The organism is Pseudoalteromonas sp. SG41-1, from assembly GCF_014164575.1.
Lineage (GTDB): Bacteria > Pseudomonadota > Gammaproteobacteria > Enterobacterales > Alteromonadaceae > Pseudoalteromonas > Pseudoalteromonas rhizosphaerae.
In genome coordinates this window covers 76236-92469 of the sequence record NZ_JACJFL010000008.1, presented here as the reverse complement: position 1 = coordinate 92469, position 16234 = coordinate 76236, and the positions used below count along the sequence as shown (strand labels likewise).

The following is a 16234-nucleotide window of genomic DNA, read 5'->3' as shown; positions in this document are numbered from 1 at the left end:
CTATAAAATTTAGGCGTATTTAGGTGGGCGGAATGGCACCGACATATAGCCTTTTAGCTCAGGAGAAACTAAGGCGTAGGTAAGGAAATATTCTATTTTTTGTAAAATATTACAAGAATAATCTGCATTTAAAAATAAGTGACAACAGCAACAAAAATTACAATTATCAATTAAAGTTTGGCTATTACTCACCTCAAATAAATTGGAGGTTTCTGGAGATTCTAGCGGGGTAATAGACTCAGTTAGTGATGTATTAAAAGAACTTTCAATTAAGTTTACTTCAAGCTCTTCTAGCGAAAAAAACACAGATTGCACCGCGATTAAAATCATTATCACGTATGATATATATGGTTTAAAATATGACGGACGCATTAGGTTCATTGTTATCTAGTTCGCTTCAATCAGTCTGATAGTTCCCAAAGTCGTTGGGACTATGTTTAAATCTGAAACATGAGTAAACCCTGATTCAACCTCTAAAGAAGGAAGGACTCCATCTACATTATCTTTTGTAGTTTCAAAACCATCTAATAACTGAACGACAAAGAACAATATCCGTTGAAATATTGAAGTCGGCTTTCCCCAGTCAGCAATTAATAAAATGCCACCCGGTTTAAGTACCCGACGAATTTCAGTTAATGTCGCACGCTTAGTTGAACGGCTTAAGTGATGAAAAAACAAACTTGAAACTACGATATCAAAGGAATTATCACTAAAAGGCATTTCTTGTCCAAAGCCCTGTCTAAAAGAAATATTAAGATCCTTGCCTATAACTTTTTTCTGTGAAATATCTAAAGCGGTTTGGTCTGCATCTAAGCCTATTACGGTATATTTAGGTGATTTTTCAGCTATTAATTTTGTTAGCGTTCCGGTTCCACATCCAACATCAAGTAGGTTGTTTCCTTTGACGTTGGCAACTTTATCTACAATCAGTTTTTTAAAAAATGCTTCTCTCGTGGTGATAGCAACGAGGCTGTCATAAAAATTAGTTAACCAATGAAATCGTAATGGCGGAATGTAGGCATTGTTTTTCATAACTTCATTTCCCTTTAGCCGTTTGAAGCAGACTTAAACTAGCTATAAAGATGCTATTAATGGTTTTAAAATTTAAATAAATAGCCATGATGAATTTGTTTAATACTTTAGCTGTAAGATACGGCGAGCACCGTTTAAAACTACAACAGCAATAATCAAACCAATCACTAAATCTGGATAACGGCTGCTTGTTACTGTAACTAAAAAGCCAGCTAAGATTACCCCAACATTTGCAATAACGTCATTTGCGGAAAAAATCCAGCTTGCTTTCATATGAGCGCCGTCTTCTTTATTACCAAATATTAAAAATAGACAAGCAATGTTAGCGATTAGTGCTATTCCACCAAATATCATCATTAAAGAAGAGATCGGTTCACTACCGTAAACAAAGCGTCTTACGACTTCGCTCAAAGCACTTAGCGCTAGAATAACTTGAAGCACACCAGATATATGTGCCGCTCTAAGTTTCATGCTGATACTTTTACCTACCGAATAAATAGCCAAACCATACACAGCAGCATCAGCAAACATATCTAATGAGTCTGCAATTAGGCCAGCAGACTGTGCAATCAACCCAGCAATTACTTCTATAAAAAACATGACTCCATTAATGGCTAACAACCATTTTAGGGTTGATGCTTCTTTCATCTCATTTTTTTGGGCTAGATCTTTTGCTTTTGCAGCTTCGGTGCTGCAACTTTCTTTAGTTGATGCCAACTCTGCACCGAGATTGAGTTGTTGTAATTTTTTTGTTATCTCATCTAAATTTTCATCATGAAAAACCTTGACTAAACGGCTAGGAATATCAAATTGCAACCCAACTGAAGGCTCAATTGAGTCAAGTGCTAACCTAATCAATCTCTCTTCTGAAGGACAGTCCATTTGAGGTACTTTAAATGTACTGACAAACGCGCCACTATAGTTATCTAATTGTGTATCAATTTTTACATCTTCATTGGTAGAAGATGATTGACACTGACCACTACATTTTTCTGACATATTTAACATTCCGTAATAATATTAAAATAAGTATAAAATCTATAGTGGCTATAGAGTCAAATAAAAATTATTCAATATGAAAAGTTTGGGAAGTAACTCAAATAGCTATTCCAAGAAAATAATTGTTGGGGGGTAGTGACAGCAAACACTGCTAACATTATTTGGACTGCCCGTTTTATACCGATGTTTATCAAAGATAAAAAATAGAAGAGCTATCTAGATAGAATAAATTAACCGATGATCCTAATTCCACATTAAAGTCGCGTTGGTGTGTTACTAATTGTACAGAGGATCTAAAACAAGATTTAAATTTAAAAGTAAGAGCAACGACTATATTGTTGGAACACTTGTCATGAGATACGCTAAGCCTAATGTCCGGTTTCGTATCAAAGTGAATTTTAGCTGAAGTAATTTTGTACCATCGTTTACGACTGCTTCAGGCTCAAATCTGACGAAGATTTCCTAGTACTCACCCAATCTGGCTTGATGAGAAATAATCTCAAACATTATGCGTAGCCACATATTCGCTCAACTTGAGCGGGATCTTATAAAAGCCAGAACCACAGAAGGTCGTGAAGAGGCTAAAGCTAAAGGCAAACACATGGGCAGATTGCCTGCTTTATCAGACAAACAAGCGAAAGAATTATATAAAGATAAATTAAATGGTGAATCGATCTCTGCATTAGCGAAGAAATATTCTGTTAGCCGCCCCACGGTTCACCGAACTATTGAAAGAATGGAACAAAAGAAATAATAAATAAAAGGAGACGTTATGTGGTCTGATAAAGAATCAAAAATTGATTTCTTAAATTTTAATGAAACGGCTGAGTCAATAAAAGATCTTATAACAGAAAAGGAGTTAATGCCTATTAGTATAGGCGTTTTTGGTGATTGGGGCGCTGGAAAATCGACGATTCTTGAACTTACTAAGGCTTCTCTGGAAAGTGATGAACAAGAATATATCCAAGTACATTTCGATGCATGGACTTTCCAAGGGTATGATGACGCTAAAGCGGCGTTACTAGAAACAATTGCATCTACTTTAGTTAAAAAAGCAGCAGACGATAAAAATCTCAGTGCAAAAGCAAAAGAGTTTGCTGGACGAATAGATAAGATCAGACTGATGGGATTGCTAATGGATGGTGGTGCAGCATTAGCTGGTATACCAACTATGGGTGGTATACAGAAGATCATGGGACTATTCAGTGGTGGTGACGATGGTGAACTGGATGTTGATGATGTAAAAGGTGCTGTCGATGGCGCTAAGGATGTCGCGAAGAAAAACAAAGGTTTGATCAAAGATAATAAATCATTTTCACCTCCTAAAGAAATTAAAGAATTCCGAAAAGCATATTCTGATCTGTTAAAGGAGTTTGATAAGCCACTTATTGTCTATGTCGATAATTTAGATCGCTGCTCTCCATTTAATGCTATTTCGACCCTTGAGGCGATCAGGTTATTTCTATTTTTACCCAATACTGCATTTGTTATTGCCGCCGATGAGGACATGATCCGCTTGGCAGTGCCTGAGTATCACAAAGGTGCATCTCAACGACATCAAACTGATTATTTAGACAAGCTTATTCAAATTCCTGTGCATGTACCAAGACCCGGCGTTCTGGAGATAAGGGCATATTTAATGATGCTTACTGCTCAAGATCACGGCGTTACCGATGCGCAATTAGAAACGATAAGATGTGCCCTTGAAGAGTCATTAAGGCTGTCGTGGAAACAACCACAAATTACCGTTGACGAGCTACTTCAAGATCACGAGATTGAAAAGCATTCCGAACTCAGAAGTAAATTTGTGGTTGCTGAACAGTTAGCTCCACTATTAGCTGAATCCACAAACATTAACGGCAACCCTCGCATAGTTAAGCGATTACTCAATCAGGTTAAGATGAGAAAGAAAACCGCTCATCGCAGAGGAATGCAGCTTGATGAAAAAACTATCACTAAGCTGGTAATTTTTGAGAGGTGCTTAGGCACTCAGGCTACCAACAAGCTTTATGAATTAATTGATAAGGAAAACGGATATCCAAAAGTATTAGCGGATCTTGAAAATTCAGAAGTCGAATTTGACGAAATTAATTTACCTGAAGAGTGGAAACTCGACCTAGCTTTTATTGATAAATGGTCGAAATTACCTCCCATGTTCACTGAAATGGATTTGACACCAGCGGCATATCTGAGCAGAGAAAGCATTCCAATGGGGGCTGTTAATTCGGTAATGTCTGGAGCCGCTCAAAAACTCGTAGAAGAATTAATGAAGCAAAAGGTAAGGGTCAGTGGCGTTAACTCTACTGCGATTACCACAACTCCGAAGGAAGAATACATGTCAGTCATGGATGGTTTGATTGAAAACTTTAAGTTGATTGGTGATTGGACCGAAAGACCAACAGGCATTTATGGGGCTGTGTTACTTGCCAAGCAGGATGATAAATGTAGCTTAAGTCTTCTTACATTTTTAAAAAGCTTGCCCCGCCAAAGATGGCTTAATCCAATTTTAAAAGAACTAGAGGGAACTAAGTAATATGGGTACGTCCGCATCGTCAACAGGACCAAATAATAAGAGTCCACTTATTCCATCTTGGGCAGAGCAAGGAGATCCTGTCACAATAGAACCTGCATCAGGTACTGATGGGGATGAGCAAGCTGGCTCTGATAATAATCAAGCTGATGATCAGAATGACAATAGCAATGATATTGACAATGACAAGGTTCAACAAGAAATCGGTGGTTCACCTACAGCAACACCGCCTCCAAATAGGTTTGCCAGTGCCAGAAGAGCATTTGGTAAATATGCGCAAACAGGTGGCTCAACCTCAGATCTAAGGCGTTCATTAAAAAGTTACTCTAGAAAAGGCTCTGGCGGAGGTAAAAGCACAAGCAGGAGACTATCAAGCGGCATAACTGCTGGTTCTGGATTGCTTGGTGTCATGCGTGGCGACACCGTAACGGTTAATAATCAAAGCTTATCATTAGGTGATCTAACTGGGCTATCGACTGATCAAGCAATCGACAAAATTGCTAGCCATTTAGCGCCTGATAATGCCGATTCGGATGCTGTAAGAGTTGCGTTGGATTACGCACTAGAAGAAGCACTCCCCGATACAGAAGAATTTGACCCAAACAGTTTTACTGACGAAGTTATCCAAGAAGCCATAGGCTGTTATTTAACAGACCTTATTTTTCAGGATGTGGTTGAAGGCATGGGCAGAGCTTGGTTTCATGTTGAGCCAGCAAGCAAGCATCATCAAATGGAAGTTGAATTAAGGGAACTAATAAAAGTGATTACACAAGAGCAGTTAGACAAAGTAACTAATGGCAACCCCAGTACTATTAGCAAAGAAAATATTACTAAAATTCAAGCCGATGCTATTGCTATGACGGTTGATGAATGGGAGAGCTTTAATGACTAATTTTTACTTTAACCATGACCCTGCTAACTTGCCTGACTTTTCTGATGATTGTCATCCTGTCCAAATGTTTCATACGCATCAAAATGACATCACTAAGCACAGCTTGGTGTCAAAACAACTACTACAAACAGTTCGTGATTTAGGATTGAATGTAGATGCTGATTCAATAGATCTGATAACAATTGCTACCGCCGTTACCGCTGCTGATACATTTGAATTAAGGGATAATGCAGAAAATGCATGGGCTAGAAAAATGCATTTGCATGTTCCTGTAACTGATGAGGATATGTGGAATTTTGTAGAACCTGAACTGAGTTCTTTGCTCAACTTTCTTACAGGCGATCAATGGCTGTTTACTTTTGAAAAAACAACTATGCCGATGCCGACTCCTAAAGCAAGTGAGCAAGCGAAAGCAAAAGCAAAATCATTAATTGGACTCAACTCTGTTTGCCTTTTTTCTGGTGGTCTTGATAGCGCAGTTGGTGCAATTGATATTTTGAACGGAGAATCAGATTTAAAGCCTCTCTTGGTTAGTCACGCTTATCGTGGTGATGGCGCTAAGCAAGAAGACATTAAGCAATTATTATCCCCGCCATTCGGCGAATTGTCCTATTCAATGTCTCCCCATATTATTAAGCACTTAGAAGGTAAAACTGACATTAGTATGAGGGGAAGAAGCTTTAACTTCCTAGCTATGGCGGTACTTGGTATATCAGCCTTAAGAAATGCTAATTGCGATAGCAGTATTGAAACTATTGTCGTCCCAGAGAATGGCTATATTTCTATAAATCCGCCGCTTACCAGAAGACGGATTGGTAGCCATAGCACTAGAACTACTCATCCTAATTTTCTAAGCAGGCTTGAATCTTTGCTTAGAGACACTGGGTTTCATGTCAAATTTGTAAACCCCTATCAATTCAAAACTAAAGGTGAAATGTTAGCGGAATGTGTTGATCAAGACGCAATTAGAAAAGCAGTTCCCCTAAGTGTTTCATGCAGTCATTGGCACAGAGAACATAAACAGTGTGGGCATTGTGTACCTTGCCTTATTCGAAGAGCGTCAGTTTTTCATGCTGGTTTTACACAAGATGCGCCATACAAGACAAAGCGGTTGAGAGATCTTATCAAAGAAAAAGATACTCGCGATGATCTCCAAGCGGTTCAAACTGCCATTATTAGATTGAAACAATCCGATAACTATCGTTCTTGGCTTCGAAGTTCAGGGCCAATACCACAAGAAAAAGATATACGAGAAAAATTAGAATCAACTATTAAGCGAGGATTGGCAGAGGTTGAATTATTTCTCCAAGCGGATAAATCGTCATGATGGATCTTCATTGCCACGTTGATTTATATCCAGATCATCAAGAGGTATTGAACGACATAAAAAGCAGTAATTATTACGTGCTATCAGTAACTACGGTGCCTTCAGCTTTTGAAGGTACTGTCCAGTTAACAAGTGGCATAAAACACTGTAAGACGGCCTTGGGGCTTCACCCTCAACTTGCTCATCTAAGAAAAAATGAATTAGCACTATTCGATAAGCTAGTTGATAGAACTAGATATATTGGAGAAATTGGACTGGATGGCTCAAAAGGTTACGCTGATTACTTTGATGATCAATTAGAGGTTTTCACGCATATTCTAAAAAAATGTGAAGGCTTTGATGACAAAATACTAACTATCCATAGTCTTAACGCGACTGGTGAAGTTCTTGAACAACTTAAGTTACATCCCAATGCTGGTACTTCTATTCTTCATTGGTTTTTAGGTACTAAGAAGCAAGTTCTAGAAGCCGTCGAGCTAGGCTGTTTCTTCTCTATTGGGCCAGCCATGCTAACTTCAGCCAGAGCTAAAAAAGTAATATCGTGGATACCTCAAGATAGAGTTCTACTCGAAACTGATGGACCTTTCGCCAAAGTGGCGGGGAATATTCTGTTTCCTTCAAGTGTTGGCACTGTTACTGAATATCTGGCTGAAATTTGGTGTAAAAATAAGGCTTTGATAATAGAAAAATTGTCAGTAAATCTTAGGTGTTTAACATCAGTCAAGTAACTAATTATACGTCACGTAATCTTATAACAATTTTATTCAGGTTTAATCGGTTTGTTTGAAGTATTTGTATTAGCTATAGCACTCAGTATGGACGCGTTTGCAGTATCCATAGGCTTAGGTTCTAAAAAAGTAGTAAATGCTGAAAAGCTCTTTATTAAAGCCGCTGCTTATTTTGGTTTTTTCCAAGGCTTTATGCCTCTTTTAGGCTATTACAGCGGTAAAGGTTTATCATCTTGGATTGAAGATTATGCACCTTGGATAGCTTTTATTTTGCTAGTATTTATCGGTGGCAAAATGATTTATGAGTCCCAATCTGAAGGAATTGAAGAAGATATTGCTAATGTTACTCATCGTGTGCTATTTGTTCTTGCTCTTGCCACCAGTATTGATGCAATGGCGGCAGGTTATGCAATCACATTGCTTGAGGTAGATATAGCCGTAGCTTGCTTGATAATAGGCGTCACGACGTTTGCCTTTAGCTGGATTGGTGTGAATATCGGCGAAAGAAGTGGCGTATGGCTGGAATCTAAAGCTGAACTATTTGGTGGTTTAGTGTTAATCGCAATCGCATTTAAGATATTACTTGGTTGACACAGAACCACCGAATACTAGGCTACTTACCTGAGCAACATGCATTGCCTTCTTGAATAGGAGGACACTTAACTGTTCCATAAGAGCAATAAACGCAACAATCACCTTTTAACGGTTTAAGTAGTGCTTTACAGCTTTCGCATTCGTAATACCATTGGCAAGCGTTTGTAGGCATGGTTTCAACTTTGCTAAATCCACATTCAGGGCAAGTGATTTTAGATTCTAGTTCTATACCTTGCATACTGGTTCCTTAATGGGCTTAACAATATCTAAAATAGACATTACGACCATCCAAATGATCCCAAAGTAAAATAAGTAAGTGCTCCAGTCGTATTGCCATAAAGGATAAAGGGTCAGCAATACTGCAATTGGGCCAATGACACTTAAAACGCCTCTCAATGAATCTCGATGTTGATACCAATTATAGAAATTAACTAACAACGCTAGTGAAGCAAATAATGGCAATAAGGTGTTCACCGCTATCCCTTCAAAATGTGAAAGAAAACCTAACCCAAGAGCAGATGCCAATAAGCCGAGTGCAGGAAAACATGCTGTGCAGCTAAGGGCGGCTAGCCAAACGCCACCAGAACCTACTTTATCTAGAATTTTATTGATCATAACTATCTACCTCAATTTTTAAGGTAGTATAAACTCCGTACATAAGTACGGGGTCAATAGCTATTTAAGTGAATTTATTACCGGGCAGGATTGAGGGTCTTGATTGGCCTTGCAAGAATCTGTCATATCTTGAATTACTTTCTCTAATCGCTGTAAATCAGCAATTTTATTACGAATGAGATTAAGTTTTTGCAACCCCATCGACTCAATATCAGCGCAACTGTCACTTAGTGACATAAGCGATTCAATTTCTTTCAGCGTAAACCCTAATGCTTTAGCTTTCAGAATAAATTTGAGTTGACTGGTAAGGGCATCGCCATACATTCTGTAACCAGACTCTGGTTTTAAAGGTTGCTCTATCAGACCTTGGCGCTCATAGAAACGGATTGTTTCAACATTGATATCTAAATCTTTTGCCAGTTTTCCAATGGTTCTCATAAACATACTCTTTAGAAGCAGAAATATCATTATACAATTAATGCGGATTGCCTAAACTCAATTTTATTGCATGAACGGGGTCGCTAAGCGTCCTCTTTGTAGAATTAAGTTCACATATCCAGATCACTCTGACCGTCTCTTGTTCGCTCTTGCTGCCTGTCAGGTGAAGTCTAAGCCTAATCAACAAAACTGTAAGTTGAGATATGAGCTACTACATCTAATCTATTGTTTCGTTGAAACTAATTCAATAATTTCACCAGTAGACGTATCCACTCTTATTTCTGTATGTTGCCCTGAATGCTGAAGTTGATTTTGTAAATCGGCATTAATCAGTTTGAGCTTATCTATTTCTGCGTACATTTCACTCAACAACACTAATAACTTTGTATCTTTATTATCGATTTCCTTAGTGCCGATATTATTTTTTTGCTTTTCTTTAGCAAGCTTGCTTTTTAGTTCGGCTACCTTTGTTCTGAGTTGTTTTATTAAATTATCTTTATTTTTTTCTTCCCAAGTTAATTGAGCTTTTTCAATACTTTCTCGTAACTTTACCCATTTTTCTTCTTCTTTAGATAGATTCGCAATATTTCTTTTAGCTCTCGTTGCTACTGCATTTTTGGTTATCTTGCTGCCATCAGATTTCATCTCTTCAAAAGCACGTTTTATATCATCATATGCGCTACTCATGCTTGTTCTCCTTGGTTTGTATGCGCTTTGCCTTCATCTAATACATAGTCAGCTGCTGCTATATTATTTTTCCAGTGAATAGCAAATAGCTCGTAATCTTCTTGCTCTTCTGTGGTTGATGCTGCATATGCCTCTAGTTTCTGGGTCGCATCTTTTTTTATCACTTGCCAATTGACCTTGTGGCGTTTGGTAATGATTTTACTACCACAATACACACAGCCACTAGGGATTCCTGCTCCTTTTATCTTGCAAGCTTCTCCCGCAGTGCAGTACCCCGTAGGCAAGCCACGTATGTTTTTAATATTTTTGACGAGAAATTTTTTCAGTTCTTCAATTGAACTGAAATGGATCTGCTTAATCACAGTCGAATCTTTACTTTGACTATCAGTAATACCTATTATCAGATCTTTAGATGTTTTATTAATTTGCTCACCAGCACCACCTTTAAGTGATTGTGACTCGGCTTCATCTATTAACTCTTCTGCAACACGGTCAATTAAAATCTCATTAAACTCTTCAGTAGTTTTAATTAAAGTTGTTGAGGCCAAAAATGCTCTTCGAGTATAAACAAACGTCATTAGGCTGGTTAAATGTTTAAATTGATATCTAATATCATCAAGCTCACCTAATTTATTGGCAATGACAAAGTAGGCCAACGTATGTCGAAACATGTGAGCGGTTAATCTAAACGTATCGCCTTCTTCGTATGGGACACCTCTATTCTCTCCTCTAACTTCTTTGTAGTTAGATTCAAGGCGTTCAAGCTCTGCTATATCATCATCGTCTAGAGTTAAGTCAAAAAGCTCAATGTTTTCACTGTTTTTAACCTCAAATTTTGTGAATCGCCCAGCATCGCTAAAACTAACACTACAGCTACTATGTGAAACCCCGAAAAGACGGTTTCTTTCTAACCCTTCTTTCAAGTTGTGTGCTTGACTACTTGTTATATTGGCTCTGCATGAAGAAAGTACAGCTTTTGCCCTTTCTTGCATACCGAACACATATTTTTCGTAAATACCAACACACTCATGTACTTCAGCGTTTGAAAACCATTCCATCTCAACCTTACTGTTGTCGGTTTTGGTCATGATTGCCGTAATGTAATAAATATCATCTTTGTAATTGGCACAGCCAACCTTGCATGTAAGTACTTCGTTATATCTCATGCCTGTATAGGCCAAGATATTAATGTATGTGGCTAATTTTAAATCTTCTAATTCTTCGGATAATTGAATGAATTCCACTTCATCGGGTAAGTTTCTTACATGTTTTGCTATTAGCTCACCTGTACTAATTTTGGGCGGTGGTTCAACGGAGCCTTCATTTAAACTATCTATTAAGCGTGCATTTAATTCTAGCCATCGTTCTATCTTATCCTTAGAGTTTTCAACTATTTTTTCTGCAAACTTCAGAATTTTTTTCATTACTTTAGTAGGAATGACAGGGTGCGAATAAGTGACTGGTCTCGGATGGTGTAACTCGTTTAGTTGGTTAAGTACATCAATAAAAACACTACACACCTTAGGGCCAAAAAGACGAAAGCTGCGCTGCACGTCAAATAGTTTAGTAAATGAGTGTGATTGTCTGTAAATAGCTATTTTCCTGACTTCATATAAATAGTCTTTTATGAGATTCCTAATAACTAAGTCAGATTTGAACTCCAACTCATGAAATGAGTGATAACCTCTTTGTCTTAAGAAGGCTGCAAATAAATTTAGATACGTTACATCATTTTGAAGTGTAGAGATTTTTAGAGGTTTACCGCCTACAACATCACCATGTGTGAGTTTAATTAGTGAATAAATTCGAATTTGATATGCTAATTCATCAACACCTTTAAAATTCACATTTCTTTGCGTTTCTTCATAGCTTATCCAAGTGTCATCGCCAAAGTGAATAGTGCCATGTTTAGCAATATTCAATGCTCTGTTTTCCCACAAAGCAATCGAATTAAAAGCGCTAGTATCATCAACTTTAAAATCTTCTAACACCTGAACCAAAGGTTTTATAGTGATTTGACCTGTATGTGTTTTTACAACAGCGATATCAAGTAGTTTTGTTTTAGTTATCTCTTTGGTCATAGCAAACCTGTGTTTTTCCAATGAGGATGAATACCCTCTGTTCTCAATAGTTCTTTTCCATCAGTCACAGCTTGAGCATTAAGCTTGGCAATATCAGCTAATATTTCGTTAACCCTATTTTTCAACTGCTCTATGTTTTCCAGTTGCTCTGTTATAGAGTCAAATGTTGCGGCTGAGTTTTCCATATCAGCAACAACAAAATCCCGGTATGACAAAAGTTTCCAAACATGCAATGCGTCAGCAACACAGCGATAGAACGGACACCACAAGCATGCGTTAAAGTCGGCACATGCATGCTCGTTTGTATCTCGCTGGTCTAATAATTTCCTGTTTTGTGATTCGAATGCCACTACTGCGGATTTATCTTTTGAGTTAATGCATGTGCCATTCGGGACTTTTTTACCGTCTTCTGGTGGAGTCTGCAAAATGATTACTTTGTCGGTAACATCGCGAACAAAATAGTCTGCCATTGTTTTTGTCGCTCTGTTGATTGTCATTGCAACATCTTTGTTATCTTGCATTAAATAATGACGCAAGAACGTTTCATAAGAGTGCTTGCCAGCTTTTTGATACCACTTAAATTCTTTGGCAACTTTTCGGTAAATGTAGTTAAGCCCTGATTTTCTGATCTTTTGCGAATTAAATACGATATCACACCCAAGCTCAGTCAATATCCTATCTATAGTGGTCTTGAAACGTGATGCTGTTAATAATTGAATCTTTACTTCTCCAATACTATTTACTTTGGGAAAAACAAAAATTCTTTTTGATAGGTTCTCAATAGAAGGGCGGTAAATAGACGTAAGTTTAGTCGCAGCCTTAATATCAAATATTACTGGTTCGACAACGTCGCCGTATAAGACGCCTTCTTTTTCTAGATCTTCGGCTTTAATTTCAAATTTATGCCATTGTGTTTGATAATTAGCTCGGCGTTTAAATAAACGAAGAGCAGGAGTTTTACTTGAATGTAATGGCGTGTTAAAGAAAAACAAGTCGTCAGTATCAAGCTCTAGCGTAGGAGTTGAATTCCAACCAGTTTTCAATATGACTTTTGCTGCATAAAGTGTAACTTTGTCTTTAATTGTGAGTAAGGTCTCAGAAAGCCCTTTTTCTATGTAATATGCTAATTCTACTACTTCTCTATATGAGTAGAGCTTATCTTGATTCTGAGAGAGTTGCTCTTGATGTTGTGCAGTTAATTCGGTGTTGACCGGAAAGCTTTTAATAGTATCTAGACCATAAAACGATAGTAATTTGTCGATAGCGCTCTGATATTGATTACCAACAAAAACCGACAAATCGCCTTGTTTTGATTTTAGTTGAATTGCCTCTCTTATAGCCTTTAGTATCTCACAGTTATTTTCAACAAAAGCATGAACCCCATGATTGGCAATAAGCTTCATTTGTTCATCTGTTAATGATGATGCATTTTCTTTCAATGCTCTAGCCATACTACCTATGTAACCTTTGAGAGTGACGATGCCTATGCTCTCGCCATCAATTCGCTTTGTAAAAACTTTATGGTATTCGACTAGGTTTTGATAAAATTTATAGGCATTGTCATATACCCACTCATGCTTCTGCCATTCGGTAGTGTCACTTTCTTTAAGGTAATAGCCCAATGAGTAGGGTAATAAACTTTCCTTTGCGATTTTTTCACCCGTAACAAAGTGGTAAAGGTCCAATGCAGCGTTTAGTAGCAGTAAAAACTGCTGGTTATTTTGAGTTTCTTCTTGGTAATGCTTATAAAGGTATTTAAATCCCTGAAGGCCATTTTCTGCAAACCCTTGAATTCCACGCTCACTAAGCAGCTTAATTATTGGTGATGCTACGCTACCAGCACTATTCAACCACCTTGGAAATGATAAAGTTGAGGATCTAACTCTTGTTGTATTAGCTTCCGAAGCGCTTGCTATCTGATTTTTCAAAAAAGCATCAACTTCATTGCCAAATTTGGATGATATGCTTTGTGCATACCCTATCACTTCGGCTTCAGTTTTAAATTGATTGACTCTAGCTTTACCCCACACATCGGGTAGTATAAATTTTAAAAAAGTACGGAAGTTGTGATTGCATATAAATGATGAAACGAATTCCCTATCCTTTAATGTTGCCAATAATGGCAGTTTGACGCGTTCAGTATTCTTAAAAGTATCATGTAGACAAATATTTATAATAGCAGTCGCAGTTTTGAGGATGTTGTCTCTAATAGAAGAATCTTTGAGGCTTAATTCTGGAAGGACGAGATAGTCCAGATATTTTTTTAGTAATTTACGAGTCTCTTTTACTTGATGGAATTCAAGTTCGAATAATTTAGTTATGTCGATTGAAGTAGCCCCATTTACTAGCCTAAAAGGAGCGTTGATAGCGTTATCATAAAAATGAAACTTAGCTATGTTTTCTAAAGCTTCTTCTATACGAGTAGCATAACTAGGTAGCTTGACATCATTTATTTCATTAATGCAAAAGTATTCCAGTTCTTGCCAAATTTCAAAGTCTGATAGAGCATTTAATCCCGAAGTTTGAATTGATGTCGCAGTATCTGCACTAACCTTATTAAGGGCTAGAGGAAGAATGTGCTGTAAACTGACACAAGCATTCCGCAAGCGACTCATTGAAATAGCAGTGTCGTCACCTGTGCTAATATTGCTTTCTTTGTCATATGCCCTGTTAAATAAAACGTCTAACTGTTCGGCTAGAACAATTGAATGAGGTTTAAATCTAGCAGGAATACGATTGGACTTCCGCGTTTTAACTTGCTGTAGCATCTTCAGCCTCACGCATAAGCAATTCGTTAACATCACCGTAGATATCTTTTACCCACTCTGACATCGCTCCGTATGCATCCACTGATACACTTTTGGCAAAGTCGATGTAACGTTTGGTTGTTTTAAAGCTTTCGTGACTCATCAAAGTCATTAGTGTTTGTCGGATGGAACTTTCTGATTCACCTTTGTCAATTAGGTATTTAGCGACATAAGTAGCAAAGGTAGCGCGTAAGTCATGGAATGTGCGTAATAGTATTTCTAATCCCTGCTTCCTTTGTTCTTTTCTAACTATGGAAATAGTATTCCCCGGTGTATCTTCGCTTATCCGCGATCCTGAACTATTCATAAACAAAGGAAGCGGATGTTCGCTATTGTCCATACCATGATTAGTCTCATGTTTGGTACGTCGCTTCATATTTTGAATTGTCAAAGTGTGATTGTACAAAAGCTTCATTAGAACTCGCGCTATTGTTAATCTCACTGGCTTATGTCCTTTTCGTACAATGTTCAATTTTGGAATACGTTTCTCGTTTTCTTTTTCATCAGGGTTAAAGAGGTCTTTCTGGTCGATGGCCGAAATTTCAAAAGATCGAAGTCCACCTAACAAGGCACACTGCAAATAAAGTTTATAAGTCTCTTTTTGAGCTGTATTCGTCTCCAGTAACTGTTTAAGTTCTTTTGGAGAATATGGTTGTAGACCTTTGTCTGGTGAGTCTTCTTTTTGTTTCAATGTATTTGGAATGCTCAAATTACTGACCCATTTCCATAAGCCCCCAGAACGATTGTTGCTGGTAGGTAATTGAAACAACGAACTGACACCTGATTTAGCTTTCGATTTAATACGTACCTGTTTGTATTCAAGTGAGAAGGGGAGGCTATCTATAGCTCCGCGCTTATGGCTCCATATATAGAATGCTTTAACAGCTCTAATTCGTTCTTGAGCGCTGTTAAAGCTTATGCGTTTAGACTTATCTTTGGTTTCGACTCTTTCACATAAATGTTTGTGATATCTCCACACAGGTAACCTAGAAATATCATCATCTACAGATTGTTTTGAAAGTGGTGCAGCTATTACTTCAAAATAGGATGCATCATCTTTATCCAACCAATCTAAGAAAGCTTTTAAGTGCTTAGCTATACTGCGAACAGACTTAACATCTAATGGCTTTCCCGGTTGGCTGGCATGATAAGCGTCACTAAAAGCCTCATTGTCTATTTGATTCTTTTTGAGACTGAAATGACCTTCAAAGCGGTGCATTAAAAATAAGTTCATTTCTTGGCATTCGGTGAAGCGAGTCGGGTGATATAGCACTGGAAAATTAGGTTCTATTTTATCGTGCCTATATGAGTGAGTTCTGATGCCTTTTTCAGTCTTAATAGGTTGCCCTGATTTATCGAGGTGAAAAGACATTCCTTTTCCAAAGTTGACTGATGTTTTAATTATTTTAGTTTTTGTTGTATTTCGAAGTATCATTTTCGTTCACCTTTGATTCTTAGCTAGAGTATGTGTGTAAAAACTTTTTTGTTCAAGTTTATTGAGGGT

16 protein-coding genes are annotated in these 16234 nt (G+C 37.6%); 6 read left to right on the top strand and 10 right to left on the bottom strand.

The genetic code is table 11. The features are described 5' to 3' along the window. Positions 1-9: 9 nt before the first annotated feature. From H5203_RS07575 to H5203_RS07565, 3 genes are all read right to left on the bottom strand, one after another. On the bottom strand, positions 10-306 hold the full coding sequence (locus H5203_RS07575) for a hypothetical protein (RefSeq protein WP_223230508.1): 297 nt from the start codon (positions 304-306) through the stop codon (positions 10-12). Positions 307-387: 81 nt separating this feature from the next. Next, positions 388-1032 (bottom strand): class I SAM-dependent methyltransferase, encoded by a 645-nt coding sequence (locus tag H5203_RS07570; RefSeq protein WP_008109690.1) that lies wholly within the window; start codon positions 1030-1032, stop codon positions 388-390. Positions 1033-1131: 99 nt separating this feature from the next. Then, on the bottom strand, positions 1132-2031 hold the full coding sequence (locus tag H5203_RS07565) for a cation transporter (RefSeq protein WP_008109692.1): 900 nt from the start codon (positions 2029-2031) through the stop codon (positions 1132-1134). 508 nt (positions 2032-2539) lie between these two features. On the opposite strand from H5203_RS07565, the gene H5203_RS22835 reads away from it, so the two are divergent. The 6 genes from H5203_RS22835 to H5203_RS07535 are packed head-to-tail and all read left to right on the top strand — an operon-like array spanning position 2540 to position 8099. Next, positions 2540-2785 (top strand): helix-turn-helix domain-containing protein, encoded by a 246-nt coding sequence (locus H5203_RS22835; protein ID WP_033103103.1) that lies wholly within the window; start codon positions 2540-2542, stop codon positions 2783-2785. An 18-nt stretch (positions 2786-2803) separates the two neighbouring features. Next, positions 2804-4564, top strand: coding sequence for a P-loop NTPase fold protein (locus H5203_RS07555; protein ID WP_024596196.1), 1761 nt, complete (start codon positions 2804-2806; stop codon positions 4562-4564). A 1-nt stretch (position 4565) separates the two neighbouring features. Beyond that, complete coding sequence (locus H5203_RS07550) at positions 4566-5453, top strand: hypothetical protein (RefSeq protein WP_008109702.1); 888 nt, start codon at positions 4566-4568, stop codon at positions 5451-5453. Next, positions 5446-6780 (top strand): Qat anti-phage system QueC-like protein QatC, encoded by a 1335-nt coding sequence (gene qatC, locus H5203_RS07545; RefSeq protein ID WP_182819547.1) that lies wholly within the window; start codon positions 5446-5448, stop codon positions 6778-6780. The genes H5203_RS07550 and qatC overlap by 8 nt, the downstream gene beginning before the upstream one ends. Then, entirely contained in the window at positions 6777-7508 is a 732-nt protein-coding gene (gene qatD / locus H5203_RS07540; protein ID WP_008109706.1) for a Qat anti-phage system TatD family nuclease QatD, read from the top strand. The genes qatC and qatD overlap by 4 nt, the downstream gene beginning before the upstream one ends. 51 nt (positions 7509-7559) lie before the next feature. Next, positions 7560-8099, top strand: coding sequence for a manganese efflux pump MntP family protein (locus H5203_RS07535; RefSeq protein ID WP_182819546.1), 540 nt, complete (start codon positions 7560-7562; stop codon positions 8097-8099). Positions 8100-8121: 22 nt separating this feature from the next. On the opposite strand, the gene H5203_RS22830 is transcribed toward H5203_RS07535, so the two are convergent. From H5203_RS22830 to H5203_RS07505, 7 genes are all read right to left on the bottom strand, one after another. After that, positions 8122-8340, bottom strand: coding sequence for a GDCCVxC domain-containing (seleno)protein (locus H5203_RS22830; protein ID WP_008109710.1), 219 nt, complete (start codon positions 8338-8340; stop codon positions 8122-8124). After that, the gene (gene merC / locus H5203_RS07530; RefSeq protein WP_182819545.1) at positions 8328-8717 is read right to left on the bottom strand and encodes an organomercurial transporter MerC; all 390 of its coding nucleotides are present in this window, start codon (positions 8715-8717) and stop codon (positions 8328-8330) included. The genes H5203_RS22830 and merC overlap by 13 nt, the downstream gene beginning before the upstream one ends. Before the next feature lie 60 nt (positions 8718-8777). Next, positions 8778-9155 carry a MerR family transcriptional regulator gene (locus H5203_RS07525; RefSeq protein WP_008464133.1) on the bottom strand — a complete coding sequence of 126 codons (378 nt, stop codon included), beginning with the start codon at positions 9153-9155 and terminating at the stop codon, positions 8778-8780. A gap of 222 nt (positions 9156-9377) precedes the next feature. Beyond that, positions 9378-9842: a hypothetical protein gene (locus H5203_RS07520; protein ID WP_008113385.1), complete on the bottom strand. Its 465-nt coding sequence runs from the start codon at positions 9840-9842 to the stop codon at positions 9378-9380. After that, positions 9839-11923, bottom strand: a complete 2085-nt coding sequence (locus H5203_RS07515; RefSeq protein ID WP_008113384.1) for a hypothetical protein — start codon at positions 11921-11923, stop codon at positions 9839-9841. The genes H5203_RS07520 and H5203_RS07515 overlap by 4 nt, the downstream gene beginning before the upstream one ends. Further along, the gene (locus H5203_RS07510; protein ID WP_013465872.1) at positions 11920-14691 is read right to left on the bottom strand and encodes a hypothetical protein; all 2772 of its coding nucleotides are present in this window, start codon (positions 14689-14691) and stop codon (positions 11920-11922) included. The genes H5203_RS07515 and H5203_RS07510 overlap by 4 nt, the downstream gene beginning before the upstream one ends. Further along, a complete protein-coding gene (locus H5203_RS07505; protein ID WP_008113382.1) occupies positions 14675-16165 on the bottom strand; it encodes a site-specific integrase in 1491 nt (496 codons plus the stop codon). The genes H5203_RS07510 and H5203_RS07505 overlap by 17 nt, the downstream gene beginning before the upstream one ends. Between the last annotated feature and the right edge of the window lie 69 nt (positions 16166-16234).

Excerpts from the sequence above, each read along its gene's own strand:
- H5203_RS07505 (WP_008113382.1), bottom strand. The coding sequence starts at position 16,165 with ATGATACTTCGAAATACAACAAAAACTAAAATAATTAAAACATCAGTC.
- H5203_RS07570 (WP_008109690.1), bottom strand. The coding sequence starts at position 1,032 with ATGAAAAACAATGCCTACATTCCGCCATTACGATTTCATTGGTTAACT.
- H5203_RS07515 (WP_008113384.1), bottom strand. The coding sequence starts at position 11,923 with ATGACCAAAGAGATAACTAAAACAAAACTACTTGATATCGCTGTTGTA.
- H5203_RS07565 (WP_008109692.1), bottom strand. The coding sequence starts at position 2,031 with ATGTCAGAAAAATGTAGTGGTCAGTGTCAATCATCTTCTACCAATGAA.
- H5203_RS22830 (WP_008109710.1), bottom strand. The coding sequence starts at position 8,340 with ATGCAAGGTATAGAACTAGAATCTAAAATCACTTGCCCTGAATGTGGA.
- H5203_RS07555 (WP_024596196.1), top strand. The coding sequence starts at position 2,804 with ATGTGGTCTGATAAAGAATCAAAAATTGATTTCTTAAATTTTAATGAA.
- qatD (WP_008109706.1), top strand. The coding sequence starts at position 6,777 with ATGATGGATCTTCATTGCCACGTTGATTTATATCCAGATCATCAAGAG.
- merC (WP_182819545.1), bottom strand. The coding sequence starts at position 8,717 with ATGATCAATAAAATTCTAGATAAAGTAGGTTCTGGTGGCGTTTGGCTA.
- H5203_RS22835 (WP_033103103.1), top strand. The coding sequence starts at position 2,540 with ATGCGTAGCCACATATTCGCTCAACTTGAGCGGGATCTTATAAAAGCC.
- H5203_RS07520 (WP_008113385.1), bottom strand. The coding sequence starts at position 9,842 with ATGAGTAGCGCATATGATGATATAAAACGTGCTTTTGAAGAGATGAAA.
- H5203_RS07525 (WP_008464133.1), bottom strand. The coding sequence starts at position 9,155 with ATGAGAACCATTGGAAAACTGGCAAAAGATTTAGATATCAATGTTGAA.
- H5203_RS07510 (WP_013465872.1), bottom strand. The coding sequence starts at position 14,691 with ATGCTACAGCAAGTTAAAACGCGGAAGTCCAATCGTATTCCTGCTAGA.
- qatC (WP_182819547.1), top strand. The coding sequence starts at position 5,446 with ATGACTAATTTTTACTTTAACCATGACCCTGCTAACTTGCCTGACTTT.
- H5203_RS07550 (WP_008109702.1), top strand. The coding sequence starts at position 4,566 with ATGGGTACGTCCGCATCGTCAACAGGACCAAATAATAAGAGTCCACTT.